22 protein-coding genes are annotated in these 20,131 nt (G+C 73.3%); 13 read left to right on the top strand and 9 right to left on the bottom strand.

The annotated features are described in order from the left end of the window. The first annotated feature begins 92 nt into the window (after positions 1 to 92). The 3 genes from ABEB03_RS15805 to ABEB03_RS15795 are packed head-to-tail and all read left to right on the top strand — an operon-like array spanning position 93 to position 2,626. Positions 93 to 848 carry an NUDIX hydrolase gene (locus tag ABEB03_RS15805; protein ID WP_345648200.1) on the top strand — a complete coding sequence of 252 codons (756 nt, stop codon included), beginning with the start codon at positions 93 to 95 and terminating at the stop codon, positions 846 to 848. Then, positions 848 to 1,870, top strand: a complete 1,023-nt coding sequence (locus ABEB03_RS15800; protein ID WP_345648197.1) for an ADP-ribosylglycohydrolase family protein — start codon at positions 848 to 850, stop codon at positions 1,868 to 1,870. The genes ABEB03_RS15805 and ABEB03_RS15800 overlap by 1 nt, the downstream gene beginning before the upstream one ends. Before the next feature lie 3 nt (positions 1,871 to 1,873). Beyond that, positions 1,874 to 2,626: a nucleotidyltransferase domain-containing protein gene (locus ABEB03_RS15795; protein ID WP_345648194.1), complete on the top strand. Its 753-nt coding sequence runs from the start codon at positions 1,874 to 1,876 to the stop codon at positions 2,624 to 2,626. On the opposite strand, the gene ABEB03_RS15790 is transcribed toward ABEB03_RS15795, so the two are convergent. The 4 genes from ABEB03_RS15790 to ABEB03_RS15775 all read right to left on the bottom strand — a co-directional run bounded on the left by ABEB03_RS15790 (position 2,570) and on the right by ABEB03_RS15775 (position 5,253). Continuing rightward, complete coding sequence (locus ABEB03_RS15790) at positions 2,570 to 3,295, bottom strand: nucleotidyltransferase domain-containing protein (protein ID WP_345648191.1); 726 nt, start codon at positions 3,293 to 3,295, stop codon at positions 2,570 to 2,572. The genes ABEB03_RS15795 and ABEB03_RS15790 overlap by 57 nt on opposite strands. Positions 3,296 to 3,316: 21 nt before the next feature. Next, the gene (locus ABEB03_RS15785; RefSeq protein WP_345648182.1) at positions 3,317 to 3,781 is read right to left on the bottom strand and encodes a Rieske (2Fe-2S) protein; all 465 of its coding nucleotides are present in this window, start codon (positions 3,779 to 3,781) and stop codon (positions 3,317 to 3,319) included. Further along, a complete protein-coding gene (locus ABEB03_RS15780; RefSeq protein ID WP_345648179.1) occupies positions 3,778 to 4,362 on the bottom strand; it encodes a DUF6529 family protein in 585 nt (194 codons plus the stop codon). Before ABEB03_RS15780 ends, ABEB03_RS15785 begins: the two co-directional genes overlap by 4 nt. Before the next feature lie 201 nt (positions 4,363 to 4,563). Continuing rightward, a complete protein-coding gene (locus ABEB03_RS15775) occupies positions 4,564 to 5,253 on the bottom strand; it encodes a hypothetical protein (RefSeq protein WP_345648337.1) in 690 nt (229 codons plus the stop codon). A gap of 185 nt (positions 5,254 to 5,438) precedes the next feature. On the opposite strand from ABEB03_RS15775, the gene ABEB03_RS15770 reads away from it, so the two are divergent. From ABEB03_RS15770 to der, 6 genes are all read left to right on the top strand, one after another. After that, complete coding sequence (locus ABEB03_RS15770; protein WP_345648176.1) at positions 5,439 to 5,870, top strand: YidB family protein; 432 nt, start codon at positions 5,439 to 5,441, stop codon at positions 5,868 to 5,870. 121 nt (positions 5,871 to 5,991) lie between these two features. Then, positions 5,992 to 6,354 (top strand): chorismate mutase, encoded by a 363-nt coding sequence (gene aroH, locus ABEB03_RS15765; RefSeq protein ID WP_028805244.1) that lies wholly within the window; start codon positions 5,992 to 5,994, stop codon positions 6,352 to 6,354. After that, on the top strand, positions 6,351 to 7,436 hold the full coding sequence (locus ABEB03_RS15760) for a prephenate dehydrogenase (protein WP_345648171.1): 1,086 nt from the start codon (positions 6,351 to 6,353) through the stop codon (positions 7,434 to 7,436). Before aroH ends, ABEB03_RS15760 begins: the two co-directional genes overlap by 4 nt. Before the next feature lie 257 nt (positions 7,437 to 7,693). Continuing rightward, a complete protein-coding gene (cmk, locus tag ABEB03_RS15755) occupies positions 7,694 to 8,386 on the top strand; it encodes a (d)CMP kinase (RefSeq protein WP_345648166.1) in 693 nt (230 codons plus the stop codon). Between the two features lie 53 nt (positions 8,387 to 8,439). Continuing rightward, the gene (locus ABEB03_RS15750) at positions 8,440 to 9,057 is read left to right on the top strand and encodes a lysophospholipid acyltransferase family protein (protein WP_425589242.1); all 618 of its coding nucleotides are present in this window, start codon (positions 8,440 to 8,442) and stop codon (positions 9,055 to 9,057) included. A gap of 77 nt (positions 9,058 to 9,134) precedes the next feature. Then, positions 9,135 to 10,610: a ribosome biogenesis GTPase Der gene (der, locus tag ABEB03_RS15745; RefSeq protein ID WP_345648160.1), complete on the top strand. Its 1,476-nt coding sequence runs from the start codon at positions 9,135 to 9,137 to the stop codon at positions 10,608 to 10,610. Positions 10,611 to 10,667: 57 nt separating this feature from the next. Here der and ABEB03_RS15740 read toward each other — a convergent pair whose 3' ends face one another. Beyond that, positions 10,668 to 11,066: a hypothetical protein gene (locus ABEB03_RS15740; protein WP_345648157.1), complete on the bottom strand. Its 399-nt coding sequence runs from the start codon at positions 11,064 to 11,066 to the stop codon at positions 10,668 to 10,670. 110 nt (positions 11,067 to 11,176) lie between these two features. After that, a complete protein-coding gene (locus tag ABEB03_RS15735) occupies positions 11,177 to 11,950 on the bottom strand; it encodes a hypothetical protein (RefSeq protein ID WP_028805249.1) in 774 nt (257 codons plus the stop codon). A 536-nt stretch (positions 11,951 to 12,486) separates the two neighbouring features. Here ABEB03_RS15735 and ABEB03_RS15730 point away from each other — a divergent pair. After that, complete coding sequence (locus tag ABEB03_RS15730) at positions 12,487 to 13,155, top strand: transglycosylase family protein (RefSeq protein WP_345648152.1); 669 nt, start codon at positions 12,487 to 12,489, stop codon at positions 13,153 to 13,155. A 118-nt stretch (positions 13,156 to 13,273) separates the two neighbouring features. Then, positions 13,274 to 14,002 (top strand): LysM peptidoglycan-binding domain-containing protein, encoded by a 729-nt coding sequence (locus tag ABEB03_RS15725; RefSeq protein ID WP_345648149.1) that lies wholly within the window; start codon positions 13,274 to 13,276, stop codon positions 14,000 to 14,002. Here ABEB03_RS15725 and ABEB03_RS15720 read toward each other — a convergent pair. The 3 genes from ABEB03_RS15720 to ABEB03_RS15710 are packed head-to-tail and all read right to left on the bottom strand — an operon-like array spanning position 13,899 to position 18,158. Further along, positions 13,899 to 14,618 (bottom strand): ATP-binding cassette domain-containing protein, encoded by a 720-nt coding sequence (locus tag ABEB03_RS15720; protein WP_345648146.1) that lies wholly within the window; start codon positions 14,616 to 14,618, stop codon positions 13,899 to 13,901. The two genes, ABEB03_RS15725 and ABEB03_RS15720, sit on opposite strands and share 104 nt — an antisense overlap. Beyond that, complete coding sequence (locus tag ABEB03_RS15715; protein ID WP_345648142.1) at positions 14,615 to 17,665, bottom strand: branched-chain amino acid ABC transporter permease/ATP-binding protein; 3,051 nt, start codon at positions 17,663 to 17,665, stop codon at positions 14,615 to 14,617. The genes ABEB03_RS15720 and ABEB03_RS15715 overlap by 4 nt, the downstream gene beginning before the upstream one ends. A 10-nt stretch (positions 17,666 to 17,675) precedes the next feature. After that, positions 17,676 to 18,158, bottom strand: a complete 483-nt coding sequence (locus tag ABEB03_RS15710) for a hypothetical protein (RefSeq protein ID WP_345648139.1) — start codon at positions 18,156 to 18,158, stop codon at positions 17,676 to 17,678. A gap of 121 nt (positions 18,159 to 18,279) precedes the next feature. Between ABEB03_RS15710 and ABEB03_RS15705 the strand changes: the two genes are divergently transcribed. Both ABEB03_RS15705 and ABEB03_RS15700 read left to right on the top strand, forming a co-directional pair. Further along, positions 18,280 to 18,810 (top strand): hypothetical protein, encoded by a 531-nt coding sequence (locus ABEB03_RS15705; protein WP_345648136.1) that lies wholly within the window; start codon positions 18,280 to 18,282, stop codon positions 18,808 to 18,810. Next, positions 18,785 to 20,071: an ABC transporter substrate-binding protein gene (locus tag ABEB03_RS15700; RefSeq protein ID WP_345648133.1), complete on the top strand. Its 1,287-nt coding sequence runs from the start codon at positions 18,785 to 18,787 to the stop codon at positions 20,069 to 20,071. The genes ABEB03_RS15705 and ABEB03_RS15700 overlap by 26 nt, the downstream gene beginning before the upstream one ends. Positions 20,072 to 20,131: the final 60 nt, after the last annotated feature.

The raw sequence follows: 20,131 nt of genomic DNA, 5'->3' as shown, positions 1-20,131 counted from the left end.
CAAGGGCTTGTTGACGCCCACCCACCCCTTTATAGTCGTACTGACCATAGTCAGAGTGACCATAAAAGTGACGGTGAGCAGGGGGTGGGGGCGTGCGCGGGAAGGAGAGCCGTGCGCCGGGCGGCACAGCACCGGAGGGCTACGACAAGTACGCGTTCGAACCCTTCGCCGTCACCGTCGACCTGGCCGTCCTGACGGTTCGCGCCGGCGCACTCCAGGTGCTGCTCGTCGAGCGGGGACAGGAGCCCTACGCGGGCCGCTGGGCACTGCCCGGCGGCTTCGTGCTGCCGCACGAGTCGGCGGAGGCGGCGGCTCGCCGCGAACTCGCCGAGGAGACCGGCCTCTCGGACCTCTCCGGACTCCACCTGGAGCAGCTGCGCACCTACAGCGAGCCCGACCGCGACCCCAGGATGCGCGTCGTCTCCGTCGCCTTCGCCGCGCTGCTCCCGGACCCTCCCGAGCCGCGCGGCGGCGGCGACGCCGCACAGGCCCAGTGGCTGCGGTTCAACGCGCTTGGCCCGCTCGCCTTCGACCACGACCGGATCCTCGCGGACGCCCACGAACGCGTCGGCGCCAAGCTCGAGTACACCTGTCTCGCGACGTCCTTCTGCCCGCCCCGCTTCACCCTCGGCGAGCTGCAGCAGGTCTACGAGACCGTGTGGGGCACTGCCCTCGACCGGCCCAACTTCCGGCGCAAGGTCCTCGCCACGCCCGGATTCGTCGAACAGGTCCCCGGCGCCGCGCGCCTGACCGGCGGCCGCGGCAAGCCCGCCGCGCTCTACCGCGCGGGCGGCGCCAAAGCCCTGCACCCGCCCCTGCTGCGTCCCAGTTCGGAAGGACGGCCCTGATGACCGCCACGACTCTCGCCAAGCGCGCCGCCACCGGATCTCTCATCGGCCTCGCCCTCGGCGACGCGCTCGGGTACCCGACCGAGTTCAACTCCGTCCCCGCGATCCTCGACAAGTGCGGGCCCTGGCGGCAGATGGCGCTGCCCACGCCCGCGAAGGTCACCGACGACACCCAGATGACGCTGGCGCTGGCGCGGGGCCTGCGCACGGCCATGGACCGCGGACTGCTCGGCCCGCTGCGGATGGAACGGCCGGTCCGCGAGGAGTTCGTGGACTGGTACCAGTCGCCCGACAACAACCGCGCGCCCGGCCGCACCTGCCTCGTCGCCTGCAACCTCCTCAAGAACGAGAAGCGCCGCTGGCAGGAGGCCAGCCAGATCGGCTCCAAGGGCTGCGGCGCCAACATGCGCGTGGCTCCCGTCGGACTGGTCCGCGGACTCAGTGACGAACAGCGCGCCGGTGCGGCGCAGCTCCAGGCCGCGCTCACCCACGGACACCCCACCGCCCTCGCCGCCGCGGACCTCACCGCGCAGGCGATCTGGCTCCTCACCCAGGGCGTCGAGCCGATGGGCCTCGTCGGCCGGCTGCGGTCGTACGCGTACGAGAACCGCCACCGCTACCACTCCCGCTGGCTCGGTGACCTGTGGACCTACAGCGAGGACCCCACGCCCGAGGCGTTCATCACCCGCGGCTGGGACGAGTGCCTCGCCGCCCTGGACCAGCTGCGGCACGCCGTGCGGACCGTCTCGCCCGAGAGCGACCCCTGCATGGCCACCGGCGGCGGCTGGATCGCCGAGGAGGCCCTCGCCACCGGCCTGCTGTGCTTCCTGCTCTTCGTCGACGAGCCCCTCACCGCGCTGCGCCGGGCCGCCTGCACCTCGGGCGACTCCGACTCCATCGCCTGCCTGACGGGCGCCTTCGCCGGCGCCTACCACGGCTCGGACGCCTGGCCGACGGCCTGGGCCGACCGGATCGAGTACCAGGGCGACCTCATGTCACTGGGGGCGCTCTGGGACGCTTGACGGATGACGGACGTCCTCGACATCGACCTCAAGACCGTGGTGGCGCAGCAGCCCGACCCGGTGCTCTTCGCCACGGTCTCCGGAGCCCATCTCTACGGCTTCCCCTCGCGCGACTCCGACGTCGACCTGCGGGGCGTCCACCTGCTGCCCGCCGCCGAACTCGTCGGCCTGCGCGAACCGGAGGAGACCCGGTCGCGCATGTGGTTCGAGGACGGTGTCGAGATGGACCTCGTCACCCACGACCTGCGCAAGTTCGTCCGGCTGATGCTGCGGCGCAACGGCTATGTGCTGGAGCAGCTCCTGTCCCCCCTGGTCGTGCACACCACCGAGGCGCACCGCGAGCTGGTCTCGCTCGCCCCCGGCGTGCTCACCCGCCATCACGCCCACCACTACCGGGGCTTCGCCGCGACGCAGTGGCGGCTGTTCGAGCGGACCGGCGAACTCAAGCCGCTGCTCTACACGTTCCGTGTGCTGCTCACCGGCGTCCATCTGATGCGCAGCGGTGAGGTGCAGGCCCATCTGCCCACGCTCGTCGGGTGCGTGGCCGAGGCCCCCGCCCGGCTGCCCGACCTGATCGCCGCGAAGGCGGAACGGGAGCACGGCGCGGCCGACGTCGACCACGCGCGCGTGCGGGACGACGTGGAGCGGTTGCACACCCTGCTGGACGCGGCCCAGGACGCCTCGGCGCTGCCGGACGCCTCAACCGCCCACGACGCCCTGCACGACTTCGTCGTCCGGGTCCGCCTGGAGGGCTGAGGCGCGGCGCACCCGGACCAGGAAGTCCTCCACGCGGGCCCGGTCCGGCTCGTACGGGAGGGGACTTCCCGCGGCCGCCTCGTCGGTCTCCGCCGCCAGCCGGGACATCCAGGCCTCCACCCGCTCCCACGGGACCTCGCCCCGCTTCACCGCGAGGAGCGGCTCACGCTGCTCGCCCACGTCGATCCGGAGCTCGCCGGTGCGCAGGAGATCGCGGCACGTCGTGAGAAGGCGCAGCAGGTGCATGGCGTGCTTCCAGCGCGGGGCGCCGTGCCTGCGGACGTCGGCGTCGAGCTTCTTGCGCTGCCCCATGGCGTAGCGCGCGAACGTCTCGTGCGCCTGACGGGACAGGAAGGCCTGGCGCAGGGAGAGCAGTTCGCGGCCGGTGGCGTCGGCGTACTCGACGAGCGGGGAGTGCAGGCACTCCAGGACGTTCGGGTTGGCACGCAGGGCGAGGGTGCAGAACCGCTCCAACTCCCAGCCGAACTGTTCCTCGGCCGGGCCCTCCACGTGCGTCGGCGGCTTCTCGAAGCGCCAGAAGAGCGGGGTGGGGACGAGGAACACGCCCCGGCGGTCGATGTCGCTCGTGTCGGTGGCCAGCCCGAAGGCGCGTGACCCCATCACGCAGGAGTAGATCGTGTGGTCACGCACCAGGGCCGCGGCATCCATTCCTGGAGCGTACGTGCTGCCTCAGGTCAGCCGGATCGAATTTCCTTCGACGGTGATCTTCTTGGCGGGCAGCGGACGCGGAGCCGGGCCGGCCTTCACCGCGCCGTCCACGACGCTGAACTTGCTGCCGTGGCAGGGGCAGTCGATCAGGCCGTCGACCACGCGGTTCACCGTGCAGCCCTGGTGGGTGCAGATCGCCGAGAAGGCCTTGAACTCGCCCTTCTTCGGCTGGGTGACGACGACCTTCTGCTCCTTGAAGATCTTGCCGCCGCCCACCGGGACGGCGGCCTTCGTGGTCAGCTCCTTGCCGCCGGACGCCGCCGCGGACGGCGCGGCCGAGGGAGCCTTCGACGTGTCGGCCAGCGGGGCCTCGGAGGGAGACGACTCCGACTCGCTGCTGCTGTTGTCGCCGTATTTGCTGCACCCCGCGAGCAGTGCGGCCGTCCCTGTCGCGAGAACCGTGCGCCGCGTCGAGCGGTTGGTCATGTCGTCACTCCGAACGTACGGAAGAACCAGAGGGCAGAGGTCAGCCAGATGGCCGTGAGCACGGCGAAGACGAGGCCGCCGATGATCGGCAGCAGCCAGCCGGGCAGGCGCTCCGAGCGGAGCAGCAGCATCTTGGCACTGAAGGCGCCGAAGAAGAAGCAACCCAGGAGGGAGTGCCACAAGACGCGCGATTCGTACGTCTGATAGCCCAATGCGTACAGACAGTGCACAGCGACCGGGACGGCCACGAGGAAGGCGATGCGGCCCGACCAGCGGTGCAGCGCCGGCGCCCAGCCCGGGCCCGGCAGTCTGCCGTAGACCATGAACGCCGAGACGACCTGGACGAGCGCGAAGAAGAAGGCGGCCGTCGCGAGCCAGGACTTCACGGCGCCCGTGCTGCTGAAGCCGGCGATGTTGAAGGCGGTCCCGGCCGGGTCGTGCACCTTGCCGTAGGCGCCCAGCCCGACGGCGACCGCCGCGGCGACCAGGGCCGGGACGAGGTAGCGGGCCGGGTGCGAGCGGCGGGGGACGGGCCCCGGCGAGGGGAAGCCCTGGGTGGCGGCGTTCGGGTCCACGGTCATATCGGTTCCCTGGTCAGGAAGGACGGGGTCCGGCGGGGGACGGGACGGGTGCCGGTGGTGCGAGTGCGAGTGCGGGTGCAGGGTCGTGGGTGTTCGCGGAGCGTGCGGCAGGGAGGGACGGGGGCGCTGTGCGGGTGCGGGTACCGATCGGGGTGCGGGCACCGGTGCCGTCGCGGGGCGGCGGACGGAGACCGCTGCGGGTCAGGGAGTGACGGGCTTCGCCGTGATCGTCCGGCCGTCGACCGTCACGGCACCGGTCTCCGGATCGATCCTGGGCGCCGTGGACGGCCTGCCGTCGCGGTCGAGGACGCCGACCTGACGACCGCCCGGCAGCACGATCCAGCCGCCGTCGATCTTCGCGCCGCGCACCGTGGCGGTCGCCCGGTACAGGCCGGACGGCTTGACCGCCTTGTCGGCGGTGAATCCGTAGCGGTGCCCGCCCAGATCGACGGTTCCGCGGATCCGCTTGCCGTCCCGGAGGGTGCCGTCGAGCTTCGCGCCGTTCTTCCCGGTGAGCTTCATGGTGCCGTCGTCCTCTACGTCGCCCTTCAGCCAGGACTCCTTGTCCCGTCCGTCGCAGAAGTAGGCGATCGCCCGGCCGCCGCGCAGTGAGACGGCGACCGCCGACGAGTCGTCGTCGGTACGGCCCGCGTAGTCGGCGTCGGCCGCGGCGCTCCGGGACGGGCGAGCGGACGCCGTCGACGGTGCGGCCGGGGACGCGGGCGTGGGTGCGGTCGGGCCGGCCGTCGCGCCGGGCGACACGGCCGTGGCGGGCGGTTCCTCCTGGGCCGAGGACGCGTTCCTCGTCCCTGTCGTCGCGTTGAGCGACAGCAGGAACACCCCGAGCAGCAGTCCCGTCAGCAGGGTGAGAAGGGGTCCTGGACGCTTCATGCGGGTCATACGGGCCTCCCCCGAGGCGAGCCTCCTGCCATGACAGCGGACGCGCGCCCCGGCGTCCAGAGGCGCACAGGGGTGTTCTCACCACAAGTGGCGGAATACAGCGATTCGCGTGAGATTGGCAGAGTCTGAGGCCGGGAGGCGACCTGCCCCCGGCCCTCCTCTGGAAAGGCGTGACCATGGCGGGTAACGATCTCGGCAGCCTGCTCGGCGGCCTCCTCGGCGGCTCAGGCCAGAGCGGCGCCGCGGGCGCCCCCGGCGCGGGCAACATCCTCGGCGCCCTGCTCGGAGCCCTGAGCGGCGGCGGCTCGGGTGCCGCGGGCGGCAATCCGCTGGGCGGCCTGCTGGACATGCTCACCAAGGCGGGCCTGGCGGAGCAGAAGGACTCCTGGGTCGGCACGGGCGAGAACCAGTCCGTGACGGGCGCGCAGATCCAGCACGCGCTGCCCGACGACGCCCTCAAGCAGGTCGCCGACGAGGCCGGGATCACCACCGACCAGGCCGCGACCCAGATCGCCGAGAACCTGCCCCGGGCCGTCGACAAGCTGACGCCCGAGGGACGGATGCCCGCAGGGTCCCTGGAGGACCTCATCAGGGCGCAGAACCTCTGAGAAGCACCGGTCCGTAGGGGCGTCCGCTCGTCTCGGCAGGCGGGCGCCCCGCCCCCGCGTGTCGCGGGCTGACTACGCTGGTGCGTTCAGACACGTACGTACATCAGCGAGGAGCATCACCGTGGCGGTACGAGCGGTCCGGGGCGCCGTCCAACTGGAACGGGACGAGGCCGGGCACATGGACGAGCAGGTCAGCGAGCTGCTCACCGCCATCCTGGAGCGCAACGCGCTCACCGCGGACGACCTGATCAGCATCTGGTTCACCGCCACGCCCGACCTGCACAGCGACTTCCCGGCCGCCGCGGCCCGGGGACTCGGCATCGTCGACGTCCCGCTGATCTGCGCGCAGGAACTGGACATCGAGGGCGCGATGCCCCGGGTCGTACGGGTCCTCGCGCACATCGAGTCCGACAAGCCGCGCGCCGACGTGGTGCACGTCTACCTCGGCGCCGCCGGCGCACTGCGCAAGGACATCGCCCAGTGAGGACCGCACTCGTCATCGGGACCGGGCTGATCGGCACGTCTGCGGCCCTCGCGCTGGCGGCCCGCGGGGTCGTCGTCCACCTCGCCGACCACGACCCGGAACAGGCCCGTACGGCGGCGGCGCTCGGCGCCGGCACGGACGAGCCGCCGCAGGGGCCCGTCGACCTGGCGATCGTGGCGGCGCCGCCCGCGCACGTCGCGGCCACGCTCGCGGACGCCATGCGCCGCGGGGTCGCGCGCGGCTACCTCGACGTCGCCAGCGTCAAGGGCGGACCGCGCCGTGAGCTGGAGGCACTCGGCCTCGACCTGTCCTCGTACATCGGTACGCACCCCATGTCGGGCCGCGAGAAGTCGGGCCCGCTGGCCGCGACGGGAGACCTCTTCGAGGGCCGTCCCTGGGTGCTCACCCCCACCCGCGACACGGACACCGAGGTCCTGAACCTCGCCCTGGAGCTGGTGTCGCACTGCCGTGCCGTGCCGGTCGTCATGGACGCGGACGCCCACGACCGGGCCGTCGCCCTCGTCTCGCACATGCCGCACCTGGTCTCCAGCATGGTCGCCGCGCGCCTGGAGCACGCGGAGGAGGTGGCGGTACGGCTCTGCGGGCAGGGCATCCGCGACGTGACCCGAATCGCCGCCTCGGACCCGCGGATGTGGATCGACATCCTCTCCGCGAACCCGGGGCCGGTCGCCGACCTCCTCGCGGACGTCTCCTCCGACCTCGACGAGACCGTCCAGGCGCTGCGCTCCCTCCAGTCCTCCGACGAGGCCAAGCGCCGCGAGGGTGTCGACGGCATCCAGGACGTGCTGCGCCGCGGCAACGCGGGCCAGGTCCGGGTCCCCGGCAAGCACGGTTCGGCTCCGCGCGTGTACGAGACCGTGGCCGTCCTCATCGACGACCAGCCCGGTCAGCTGGCCCGCATCTTCGCCGACGCGGGGATGGCCGGCGTCAACATCGAGGACGTACGCATCGAGCACGCCACCGGCCAGCAGGCCGGACTCGTCCAGCTGATGGTGGAGCCCAAGGCGGTGCCGGTGCTGAGCGCGGCGCTGCGCGAGCGGGGCTGGGCGCTGCGGCAGTAGCGGCCGGCCGCCGGGCGGGACGGGCCGCCGACGTGGCCGTCCCGCGGCTCCGCGGCGGTGGCCCCCGGCGGCCTGGCGGGCTCCCGAGGGGCGCGGTCGGGCGTCCGCGGGCGGGCACGGCGGCCGGCCCCGGCGTGGGCCGGTGATCCGGCCGCGGGAAGGGCCAGTGATAAGGGGTCCGCGAAGCCAGTAACCTTGGGCGGGGCGCGATCGTGCCCCCATACCCATCACCCCGTACCAGGAAGGTGTCCGTCACCGTGGAAAAGGCCGCCCGGACCGCTCCGGCTGTGATTGTCGCCATCGACGGCCCCTCCGGCACGGGCAAGTCGAGCACCTCGAAGGCCGTCGCCGCGCAGCTCGGCCTGAGCTACCTGGACACGGGGGCCCAGTACCGGGCGATCACGTGGTGGATGGTGAGCAACGGCATCGACGTCGCCGACCCCTCCGCGATCGCCGCGGCGGCGGAGAAGCCGGAGATCATCTCCGGCACCGACCCCTCCGCGCCGACCATCACGGTCGACGGGACCGACGTCGCCGGCCCGATCCGCACGCAGGAGGTCACCTCCAAGGTCAGCGCGGTCAGCGCGGTCCCCGAGGTACGTGCCCGCATCACCGAGCTCCAGCGCTCGCTCGCCGCCTCCGCCGCGTACGGGATCGTCGTCGAGGGCCGCGACATCGGCACCACCGTGCTGCCGGACGCCGACCTGAAGATCTTCCTCACCGCCTCCCCGGAGGCCCGCGCCGCCCGCCGCAGCGGTGAGCTGAAGGGCGCGGACGTCAACGCCACGCGCGAGGCGCTCATCAAGCGGGACGCGGCCGACTCCAGCCGCAAGACGTCCCCGCTGGCCAAGGCGGACGACGCGGTCGAGGTGGACACCTCCGACCTCACGCTCCAGCAGGTCATCGAGTGTGTGGTCACCCTCGTCGAGGAGAAGCGGGCCGCCAAGTGACCGCACCCTCCGAGAGGGGCGCCGAGGTCGGGCGCCGCATCGGCGTCGGCCTGATGTACGGGCTGTGGAAGCCGCGCGTCCTGGGCGCCTGGAAGGTACCCGCGACGGGCCCGGCGATCCTGGCCGTGAACCACTCGCACAACATCGACGGCCCGATGGTCATGGGCGTCGCGCCCCGGCCCACACACTTCCTGATCAAGAAGGAAGCGTTCATCGGGCCGCTCGACCCCTTCCTGCTGGGCATCGGCCAGCTGAAGGTGGACCGCGAGACCACCGACCGCACGGCCATCACCCAGGCGCTCGGCGTCCTGGAGAACGGCGGCGTCCTCGGGATCTTCCCGGAGGGCACGCGCGGCGAGGGCGACTTCGCCTCGCTGCGGGCCGGCCTCGCGTACTTCGCCGTACGCAGCGGAGCCCCGATCGTGCCGGTGGCGGTGCTGGGAAGTTCCGACAGGCGGAGCCGGTTGGTCAAGGGGCTGCCCCCGCTGCGCAGCCGGGTCGACGTCGTCTTCGGCGACCCGTTCGACGCGGGCGACGGCACCGGGCGGCGCACGCGCAAGGCGCTGGACGAGGCCACCACCCGCATCCAGAAGCACCTGAGCGCCCATCTGGACGAGGCCCGGCGTCTGACCGGACGCCGGGAAAACGCCGGGCGCCCCACCGGGCACTAGGCGACACTTGAGTAGTGGATCTCCCGGAGGCGGGCGGTCCACCGATCACCACGAATGAACGACGAGGTACGGACTTCATGAACGACCACATCCAGCCCGAGGGCTCGGCAGAGCACGACCACGGGGCACTCGGCGACGTCGAGTACGCGGAGTTCATGGAGCTCGCCGCGGAAGAGGGCTTCGACATCGAGGACGTCGAGGGCGCGATCGAGGCGGCGGGCCACGGCCCGCTGCCCGTCCTCGCCGTCGTCGGCCGTCCCAATGTCGGCAAGTCGACCCTGGTGAACCGGATCATCGGCCGCCGTGAGGCGGTCGTCGAGGACAAGCCGGGCGTCACCCGTGACCGCGTCACCTACGAGGCCGAGTGGGCGGGCCGCCGCTTCAAGGTCGTCGACACCGGCGGCTGGGAGCAGGACGTCCTCGGCATCGACGCGTCGGTGGCCGCGCAGGCCGAGTACGCGATCGAGGCCGCCGACGCGGTCGTCTTCGTCGTCGACGCCAAGGTCGGCGCCACCGACACCGACGAGGCCGTCGTCCGGCTGCTGCGCAAGGCGGGCAAGCCCGTCGTCCTGTGCGCCAACAAGGTGGACGGGCCGAGCGGCGAGGCCGACGCCTCGTACCTGTGGTCCCTCGGTCTCGGTGAGCCGCACCCGGTCTCCGCGCTGCACGGTCGCGGCACCGGCGACATGCTCGACGCGGTCCTGGAGGCGCTGCCCGAGGCCCCGGCGCAGACCTTCGGCTCCGCCGTCGGCGGCCCGCGCCGCATCGCCCTCATCGGCCGCCCGAACGTCGGCAAGTCGTCGCTGCTCAACAAGGTGGCGAACGAGGAACGCGTCGTCGTCAACGAACTCGCGGGCACCACCCGCGACCCGGTCGACGAGCTCATCGAACTCGGCGGTGTCACCTGGAAGTTCGTGGACACGGCGGGCATCCGCAAGCGCGTCCACCTTCAGCAGGGCGCCGACTACTACGCCTCGCTGCGCACGGCCGCCGCCGTCGAGAAGGCCGAGCTCGCCGTCATCCTGCTCGACGCGTCCGAGACGATCTCCGTGCAGGACCAGCGGATCGTCACCATGGCGGTCGAGGCGGGTCGGGCGATCGTCCTCGCCTTCAACAAGTGGGACACCCTCGACGAGGAGCGCCGCTACTACCTGGAGCGCGAGATCGAGACCGAGCTCGGCCAGGTGGCGTGGGCGCCGCGCGTCAACGTCTCGGCGCGCACGGGCCGTCACATGGAAAAGCTCGTCCCGGCGATCGAGACGGCCCTGGCCGGCTGGGAGACCCGCGTCCCGACCGGCAGGCTGAACGCCTTCCTCGGCGAGCTGGTCGCCGCCCACCCGCACCCGATCCGCGGCGGCAAGCAGCCCCGCATCCTGTTCGGCACGCAGGCGGGCACCAAGCCCCCGCGGTTCGTGCTCTTCGCCTCCGGTTTCATCGAGCACGGCTACCGTCGCTTCATCGAGCGCCGGCTGCGCGAGGAGTTCGGCTTCGAGGGCACGCCGCTGCACATCTCGGTGCGGGTGCGCGAGAAGCGCGGCGCGAAGAAGAAGTAGCGGACATGAGGAAGGGCCGGCTCCCCCGGGGGAGCCGGCCCTTCCTCATGGGCGGGGTCAGAGACCTCGACGCGGCGCGGGCGGCAGCGCGGCCGGGATGTGGTGCATCCCGGTGCTGTGCTGCCGCCCGCCGGGCTGCCAGATGGCCGTCGCCGTCGTGGTGTGACCCTGCTGCACGGCACTCTGCCGCGCGGAGTGCGCGCCCGCGCTGTAGGAGTTGTACGAGCTGGACGCGCCGTACGCGGTCGCACCGCGCGGCATGCTCCCGAAGGCCGTGAAGCCCAGATCCTCTTCGCCGTGCCGGTCGCCGGGCAGAGTCCTGAAGGTCCTGAGCCACTCGGCGTACAGCGCGTCGTAGATCGGCGTGGCCGATGGACCGCCCGAGGTGTCCTGCGCCGATCGCGCGGGCGGGTCCGGCTGGAAGGGCCGGCGGCGGGGGGCTTCGTAGGTGTGCACGTATGTGCCAACGACCCCGCCGCCCAACGGATGCGGCCACCACGTCGCTTTCGCAGGTCAACCGGAGTGTGCCCGGCGCACTTTCGCGCCCGGGCTCCCCGGGGGCCGGCTCAGGTGCCCGCGAGCGGCATGGTGGCGGCGACGAGCTTTCCGTTGGCCGCCGCCTTGTCCAGCGCGTCGCGCAGCAGGTCCTCGCGGGGCTGGCGGCCGATCGAGCCGACCGGGGCCGCGAACAGGAGCACCTGCTGGTGCTTGTTGGCGGCCGACCGCCAGCTCTCGGCGACCTGGAGCGCCTGGTGGGCCTGCCACCAGGCGACGGGGGAGCCACCGCCGGTGCCCGGCTGGAGCACGGCGTGCAGCTGGCCCATGGCGAGCAGCACGGACCAGCCGTGCAGGACCGGGGGCACCGCGTTCACCGCGGTCACCGGCATGAAGCCCTGCTCGATGAGGAGGGGGAGGAAGTCGTCGCCGATGTCGGTCGAGCCGGGACGCACGATGGGGCCGGTCGGCTCGACGACGAGCGCCGGGTGCAACTCGCCGTTGATCAGGACGAGTCCGCTGGTGACACCCAGCACGGCCTGCTCGGGGACGAACTCGGTGGGGATGCCGTCGGGGTGGATCGAGCGGACGGCGCCCTGCAGCTGCTCCTCGGTGACCTGCACGACCTGTGAGGGCAGGCAGGTGGCGTGGGCGAAGGCCAGGACGGCTGTCTCGTCGCCGATGAACAGGACGGTGCTGGTCCGCTCCTGTTCCGAGTCGCCCGGGGTGCGGCAGGACGTGCAGTCGTAACTGCCGGGGGCGTTCTCTCCGGCGAGCAGCCGGTCGGCTTCTTCGTCGCCGATCTCGGCGCGTACGTCGTCGCTGACGTCGAGCATGCGCGGCACGGTGGCTCCTCGGGAATGCGGTGCGCGGTGATGCCGGGTGGCTCCCGGCCCATGAACCCGGGGGATCCCGGCTCATGAAGATGACAACGGGCGATCTGTGGCCGGAGTCACGCCCGAGCGCGAACGGAATCGAACCATCCGACGCCCAGGGTGAGATCGCCTCCGGAATCGGTCACTCCCAGTCAACTTGTCGGAATGCCAAGGAAGTTGAGTTGGTGAAGTGGGTCACAGGTCGCGAAGATGACAGGTCGATAAATCCTGAAATCACCCAATGAAGTGGGTGGCCGAAAATCGACGATACTCGCGGTAACGGCTAACTGGCCTCGAATGACAAGGAGTTGGTTGATATCGGGGCGGTCGGCTCCCTAGATTCCTCGGCCGTGTGCAACGAGCACCGCTCGGGCAGGTCCGCCGGCCGAACCATCCAGCTCTCAGTACAGCCTCCGGCGGACGGGGCGGAGCGCGCCGACCGCGTCCCATGCGCGGGCCGTCGCGCCCCGCCCTGGGGGACCCCGGGTGTTTCGAGAGGGAATTACATGTCCGAATGTGCCGAGAACACCCATCAGGCTCGTACGGCCGGCAAGGCCCGTACGACGGCGGTCCTCGCCGGGGCGGCACTCCTCGCCCCGCTCGGACTGCTCGCCGCGAGCGGTGACGCCGCCGCGGCCGACAGTGGAGTGTGGGACCGCATCGCGCAGTGCGAGAGCGGCGGCAACTGGCACATCAACACCGGCAACGGCTACTTCGGAGGGCTCCAGTTCTCCGCGGGTACCTGGCGCGCGTACGGCGGCACCGCCTACGCGTCGAGGGCCGACCAGGCCTCCAGGAGCGCGCAGATCGCCGTCGCCACCAAGGTCCAGCGGGCGCAGGGGTGGGGCGCGTGGCCCACCTGTGCGGCGCGCGCCGGAGCCTACGGAAACGCGCCCGCGTCCTCGGGCGCCGGATCGGCCGCGGGGACGGCCGCCACGAAGTCGACACCCAAGTCGGCCCCGTCGAAGCCGAAGCCGTCGAAGACGCCGGCACGCCCGTCGGGCCACACCAACCGTGACGCGTCGCGAGGTGACTACACCGTCCGCAGCGGCGACACGCTGAGCGGTATCGCCGAACGGCACGGCACCACCTGGCGGAAGGTCTACGCCGCCAACAGGGCCGTCATCGGCGACGACCCCGACCTGATCGTGCCCGGGCTGCGGCTCGACCTCTGAGTCGCGCCCCCCTCGTCCCGGGCATGCGGCCCCGCCCGGTCCTCCGACCGGGTGGGGCCCCGGCCGCACCGGGCGCGGCTCGACCGGCCGGGCCGAGGCGCCGCCTAGCGTGGGCGCGATGTTCCTCATGCCGACCCGGCCGGTCACGCCGCCCCTGTCGATCAACCGCCTCCGGCAGGCGGCCGAGCACGCCAGACACGCGGCCGGGCGCCTCGGGCACGCGGCCGCGGCCGCCACCGTCGTGGCCGTCACCGCGCTGGCCGTCCTCGTGCCCTCGGACGCGGTCGCCGCGCCCCCGCCCCCGCTTCCCGGCCCCGACACGACACGGGTGTCGTACGACTGCGCGAAGGACCAGTGGCCCTGGGGCTGCGTCGCCGAGTGCGAGAGCGGCGGCCGCTGGGACGCGAACACGGGGAACGGCTTCTACGGCGGGCTGCAGTTCTGGCAGCCCACCTGGGAGGCGTTCGGCGGACTCAAGTACGCCCGGCGTGCCGACCTCGCCACCCGCGCCGAACAGATCAAGATCGCCGAGAAGGTGGTGGCCTCCCAGGGCTGGGGAGCCTGGCCCGTCTGCTCCCGGAGATACGCGCTCCAGGGCCGCATGCACGTGGTCAAGCACGGCGAGACGCTCGCGTCGATCGCCCGCAAGTACAAGGTCAAGGGCGGCTGGCAGGCGCTGTACAAGGCCAACAAGCAGATCGTCGGAAGCTCGCCGGACAAGCTGAACGAGGGCACCCTGCTGGTCATCCCGGAGGGTTCGGCCGGCTCCCGCCACCTGGGCCTCGTCCTGTTCGGTCCGCCGCTGCGCCCGTCGCTCTTCGCGCAGGCTCCGCCGCCTCTCCGCTGAACACGACCGCGCCCCGGCTCAGTTCGTACACGAACGTCGTCCGGTCGGTCCGCCCGCGCAGCCCCGGCGGCAGTCGCTGCTCCGCGACCACCACACACGCGTCGAGACCGGCCAGCAGGTCGTACGTCCGTGCCGCGACCGCCGGGGACATGCCCTGCGCGGGTTCGTCTACGAGCACCACCCGTGCGCGGGCGAGCAGGGCGCGGGAGACGGCGAGCATCCGCTGCTCACCGCCCGAGAGCGTGCCCGCGCGACGGGAGAGCAGGGGCTCCAGCCGCGGGTAGGCGTCGAGGGCTGGGGAGAAGTCGCCCGCGGCGAGCTCCAGGTTCGCGCGCACGGTGAGCGAACCGAAGACGGCCCGGCGCTCGGGGACGAGGCACAGGCCGAGCCGGGCGCGTTCGTGCGTGGTCCGGCGGGTGACGTCGACGCCGTCCCACACGACCGCCCCGCCGGACAGCGGCACGGTTCCGGCCAGCGCGTGCAGCGCCGTCGTACGGCCGGATCCGTTGCGGCCGAGCAGCACGGTGAGACCGGGGCCCGGGGCGACCAGGGTCACGCCGTGCAGGGCCTCCAGCGGGCCGTAGCGCACGCGCGCGTGGCGCAGGGCGATGCTCAACCGCCGTACCTCCTCTCCAGTACGCGGTCGGCGGGGCCGGACGTGACGACCCGTCCCGCCACCATGACGTGGACGGTGTGCGCCAGGTCGGCGACGAGATCGAGGTCGTGCTCGACGACGAGGAGGGCGGTGCCGTCCGCGGCGAGCGCCCGCAGCACGCGTGCCAGCGCGGTCACTTCGGGGGCGTCGAGTCCTGCCGCGGGCTCGTCCAGCAGCAGCACCCGGGGACTTCCCGCGAGCGCCCGGGCCAGCTCGACGCGCCGGAGCGTGCCGGTGGGCAGCCCCGCCGCGGGGAACGCCCGCACCGGTCCGTCGAGGCCGAGGAGCCGCAACGCCCGTTCCGCGGCCTCCGGATCGGCGGTCCGGCCCTGCTCGGCACCGACCCGGACGTTCTCGGCCACGGTCAGGGAGGGGAAGACGGCGAGCTGCTGGAAGGTCCGCGCGATCCCCAGCCGGGTGCGCGCGTGCGCGGGGAGCCGGGTGATGTCCCGCCCACCGAGCAGCACCCGGCCGCCCGACGGGCGCAGCGTGCCGGCGAGGCAGTGGAAGAGGGTGCTCTTCCCGGCGCCGTTGGGCCCGACGACGGCCGTGACGCGTCCGGGCCGGACGTCCAGGTCGACCCCGTCGAGGGCGGTGAACCCGCCGTACCCGACGCGCAGACCGCGGGCGCGCAGGGACACGGAGAGGGGCGCCCGCGGCTCGGCGCCCACCGGGGGCGCGGAGCCGGCCCCCGGTCCGGTGCGGCACCCCGTCGGGGCGGGCGCTCGGGGCCGACCGCGGGGCGGCGAGGCTGCCGGCGCCCCGGGCCGGGTGTTCGGGGACGGCGGAAGGGCGGCATCCGGTCGGGTGTACGGGGACGGCGGGGGAGTAGGTCCCGGGCGGGTGCGCGGGCCGGGCGGGGCGGTGCGGCCCTGGTCGCTGCCCGGGGCGGGTACGGCGGCAGGGCTCGGTGTGCCGGAGTGCGGCGCGGGGCGGCCGGCCGGTCGGGTGTGCGGGGACGGCGGAGGAGCGGCTCCCGGCCGGGTGTGCGGGCCGGCTGGGGCGGTGTGGCTCTGGCCGCTGGGCGGGGAGGTGTGGCTCTGCTCGCTGCGCGGTGCGAGTACGGCGGCAGGGCCAGGCGTGCCGGGGTGCCGCGCGGGCCGGCCGGTCGGCGGGGTCGCCACGGGCAGCAGTCGCCGGCGCACTCGCGACCCCAGCGGGGTCAAGGACACCACGCGGCGCGGCCGGAGGCGGGAGGCCGCCGTGCGCAGCGCCTCGTAGGGACCGCCGGGGAAGCGGCCGACGAGGACCGCCAGCACGCCGACCAGGGCCGCCGCGACGCCGCCGCGCGCCCCCGCGTCGAGGCCCACCAGCAGAGCCGCCGCGGCCAGTGCGCCGAGGACGCTGTCCGCGCCGAGGACCACGACCGCCGCGAACCACAGCAGCCCGCGGACCGGGTCGTAGGCCGTGGCGTCGAAGGCGCGCAGCCCCATGCCGAGCATCCCGCCGCCCAGCGCGGCCAGCGCGGCACCCGCGACGAACGCGGCCAGCTTCAGGGCCGGGACGCGGACACCCGCCGCCGAGGCGCCCGGCTCGTGGTCGCGCAGGGCGGCGAGGGCGCGGCCCGTCCGTCCCCGGCGCAGAGCGTTCGCCGCCAGCAACGCGACCGTCAGCAGCCCCAGTTCGAGCAGGTAGTACGCCCGGTCGCCGCCGAAGCCGGCCGGGCGGCCGAGGGAGAGGCCCGACGTGGCGTACGGCTGGGCGAAGACGAACCGGCTGACCCCCACCCCCACGGCGAACGTCGCCAGCGCGAGCGCCAGTCCGTGCCGCCGGATGGCCGGCCACCCGGTCAGCACACCGAGCGGCGCGACCAGGAGCACGGCCACCGCGAGCGCGGCCAGTTCGGGAAGGCGCGGCAGGCCGGGGAAGCGGCCCGCGGCGAGCAGCGCGGTGAAGAGGGCGCCCAGACCCGCGTACGCGGCCTGTCCCAGCGAGATCTGGCCGCCGCGACCGGTGACGACGACGAGCGACAGCAGGACCACGCCCAACGCCGGCACCTGGACCGACGTGTGCAGGTCCGAGCCCGCGAACCCGAGGGGCAGCAGGAAGAGGACGACCGCCACGATCCACGCCCCCGGCGGCGTCGTCACGCGGGCCGTCGCCGTGCGCGGCAGCGCGTCACGGGTGCCGATGCCGGGCAGGACGAGCGCCGAGACGAGCAGCGCCACCACGAACAGGTTCGCGCCGACCGCCTGGAGCAGCGGTTCGGCGCGGCCCGCGGGGTGCAGCCGGGTCAACTGGCTCTGCCCGACCGCCACGCCGAGGGCGACGACGACGGCGACGGGGAGACTGCGCATCCGCGCGGCCACCGCCACCGCCATCACCTCCATGACCAGCAGCGGCATCCCGTACGGGTCCAGGCGCACGTACGGGGCGAGGAGCACGCCGGTCAGACCGGCCGTGAAGGAGCCGAAGGCCCAGCCGGCCGCCGCCACCCGGTCGGCGTCGATGCCGCCGAGCACGGCGAGCGGGCGGTCGTCGACGACGGCGCGCAGTTCGACGGCGAAGCGGGTCCGCCGCCGCGAGCCCGGCGGGCGTCCCCTCGGCGAACGCAGTACGGCGCCCACGGCCGCGGCGAGCGCGAGGGCCACCGCCGACTGCCCCCAGGGGTCGGCCGACACCACGGTCGGAGCGTCCGCCCGTGCCCCGGTGCCCCACACCAGTGCCGCCCCGCCGACCAGCAGCACGAAGACGCCGATCGACGCGACCAGTGTCTGCGCCGGGTCGCCGCCGAGCACGGCCAGCGGCCGGAACACGAAGCGCTCCAGCGCCACTCCGATGGCGGGGGCCACCACGAGCAGGGTCACGGCGGTGCCGAGCGCGAGCGGCCAGCCCCACTCGACGGTGAACTGGCGCAGCAGGAAGGCGCACACCATGGCGACGGCGCCGTGCGCGAAGTTGAGCACCCCGGTGGCGCGGTGAGTGACGATCAGACCGATCCCGGTGAGCGCGGCGGCACTTCCCACCGAGAGACCGGCGAGGGTGAGGTCGTACGTCAGCGAGGCCACGGGAGGGCCGTCAGTCGTCCGGACCGGCGGCGGACGGCTCGCAGATCGGGCACGGTCCGAGCTCCCCGCTCGCCAGGACCCGCGAGTCCACCGGCACCGCCTGCGCCTTTCCGGCGACCAGCGGGCAGTCGGCGCGATGCCACAGCGTGCCGCCCGGCACCATCGACAGGTCGCCGCTGGAGGCCAGGGGCGCGCCCACGGCGGGCCCGGACTCCGCCGCCCCGGCGGGCCCGGCCGCCACCAGCAGTCCGTACAACTCCTCGACGCGCGCCGACGCCAGTGCGTTCCTGCCGTGCGTGAGCAGCACCGCGCCCGCGACGATCAGCGCCGCGCCGGGCACCGTGCACGAGGCGAGGTACGGCAGTTGGCGCTCCGCGTAGCGCTCGCCCGAGATGCCGTACCAGCCGATGACGCACAGCACCGCTCCGGCGGCGAGCGCGGCCCACCCGGCCCACAGGACGGGGTGCACGGTCCGCAGTCGAGATGTCCGCATCCGGGCTCCCACACGTCGTGTGTCTGTCCATGTCAGCCAATGGCTTGCACTATGCCTTCTGGAAGCTGACCCTGAAAGCACCGGGCGCACATGGCCCGGACTACACCCGGTGGTGAGCCAGATGGTTCTCGGGAGCGAACTCAGGCGGCCGAGTGGCCGGGCAGCGGCGGCGGTTCTCGTCCTCGCCGCCGCCCTCACGGCATGCGGCGACGACAGCGGCGGTGGAAGCGGCGCACCGCCCGCGCCCTCCGTGGAGCGGTCCGCGGACCCCTCGACCGGCGGCACCGCCCCGTCCGACCCGGCGGCGGCCGAGAAGGAGATCGAGCGGAACTGGGAGAAGTTCTTCGATCCCGCCGTCCCCCAGAAGGACAAGCGGAGCGTCCTGGAGAACGGCGACGCCATGACCGAGGTCCTGAAGAGCTTCAACGGGGACAAGCGCGGCCAGGAGGTGCAGGCGCACGTCGAGAAGATCGAGTTCACGTCACCGCGGGACGCGGACGTCACGTACTCGCTGACCCTGAAGGGCGCGACCGCGCTGCCGGGCGCCTCCGGGACGGCCGTCGAACAGGACGGCACCTGGAAGGTCTCCGTCAAGACCCTGTGCGCACTGGTCCAGTTGAGCGGCAATGAGTCGCCCGGCCCGGGCTGCTGAGGGGCTCGCCCTCGCGCTGCTCCTCCTGCTGGGCACGGCCTGCGGCAGCCGCCTCCCCGAGAGCGACTTCGAGAACCGGTCCACCCCCACCCGGCAGGGAGGCACCGCCCCGATCCGGGTCGGCATCGTCACCAGTGCCACCAGCCCCGTCGGCGGTTCGGCCTTCACCGGCCCGCGCGACGGGGCGAAGGCCTACTTCGACCGCCTCAACGCCCGGGGCGGCATCGACGGGCGCCGCGTCGAGGTGCGGCTGTGCGACGACGGCGGCAGCGGTGTGGGCAACAACGAGTGCGTGCACCGGCTGATCGACGAGGACAAGGTCGTCGCCCTCGTCGCGACCACGGCCCTCGACTACGCCGGCGCCCCCCGCGTGTCGCACGCGCGCGTGCCCGACATCGGGGGCCAGCCGATCGGGCCGGCGTACGACACCTACCCGCACCTGTACGGGATCTACGGGAGTCTCGCGCCCCGGGACGGAACGCCCGGCTGGGGCGGGAAGCTGTACGGGGGCACCGAGGTCTACCGCTACTTCAAGCGCGTGCACGGCGCCCGCACGGCCGCCGTCGTCTCCTACAACCAGTCCGCGTCGGCCGCCTACGCCCGGCTCGTCACCCAGGGCCTGAAGGCCGAGGGCTACCAGGTGGTCACCGAACAGGTCGACTTCGCGCTGCCCAACTTCCGTGCCGCCGCCGCCGATCTGAAGGACCGGGGAGCCGACCTGGTCTTCGACGCTGTCGACACGCACGGCAACGCGCAGCTGTGCAAGGCGATGGACGACGTGGACGCCGAGGTCATCGCCAAGGTCACCAACGTGCAGAACTGGACGTCCACCGTGGCCGAGGACTACAAGGACTCACCGCGGTGCCGCAACGCCCTGTGGGCCACCGGGTCCAGCCGCGACTACGAGGACACCGCGAACCCCGCCGTACGCGAGTTCCGGGACGCGACCAAGGGGTTCGGGTCGCACTCCCAGTGGCAGCTGGAGGGCTGGGCGGCCGCACGGTGGTTCGCCGACGCGGCGAAGTCCTGCACGGCGGCCGGGGTCACCCGCGCGTGCGTCGACGCCTTCATGAACCGCGGTGAGCCCTACACCGCGGGCGGGCTGCTGCTCCCGGTCACGTACGAGCGGCTGGCGGAGCCGCCGACGACACGGCGGGCCTGCCTGTCGGTGGCCCGCTGGAAGGACGGCCGGGGCTGGGTCTCCCAGGGCGACATGAACTCCACCTGCTTCCAGGTACCGCAACTGTCCTACCGGCCCTGAGCCCCCGGGCCGCCGTCAGGACTCCCCGGCTCGGACCGGCAGTCGTGGGGAGTTCCTGCC

The organism is Streptomyces siamensis (assembly GCF_039543605.1).
GTDB lineage: Bacteria > Actinomycetota > Actinomycetes > Streptomycetales > Streptomycetaceae > Streptomyces > Streptomyces siamensis.
This window is presented reverse-complemented; position numbering and strand designations above follow the sequence as displayed.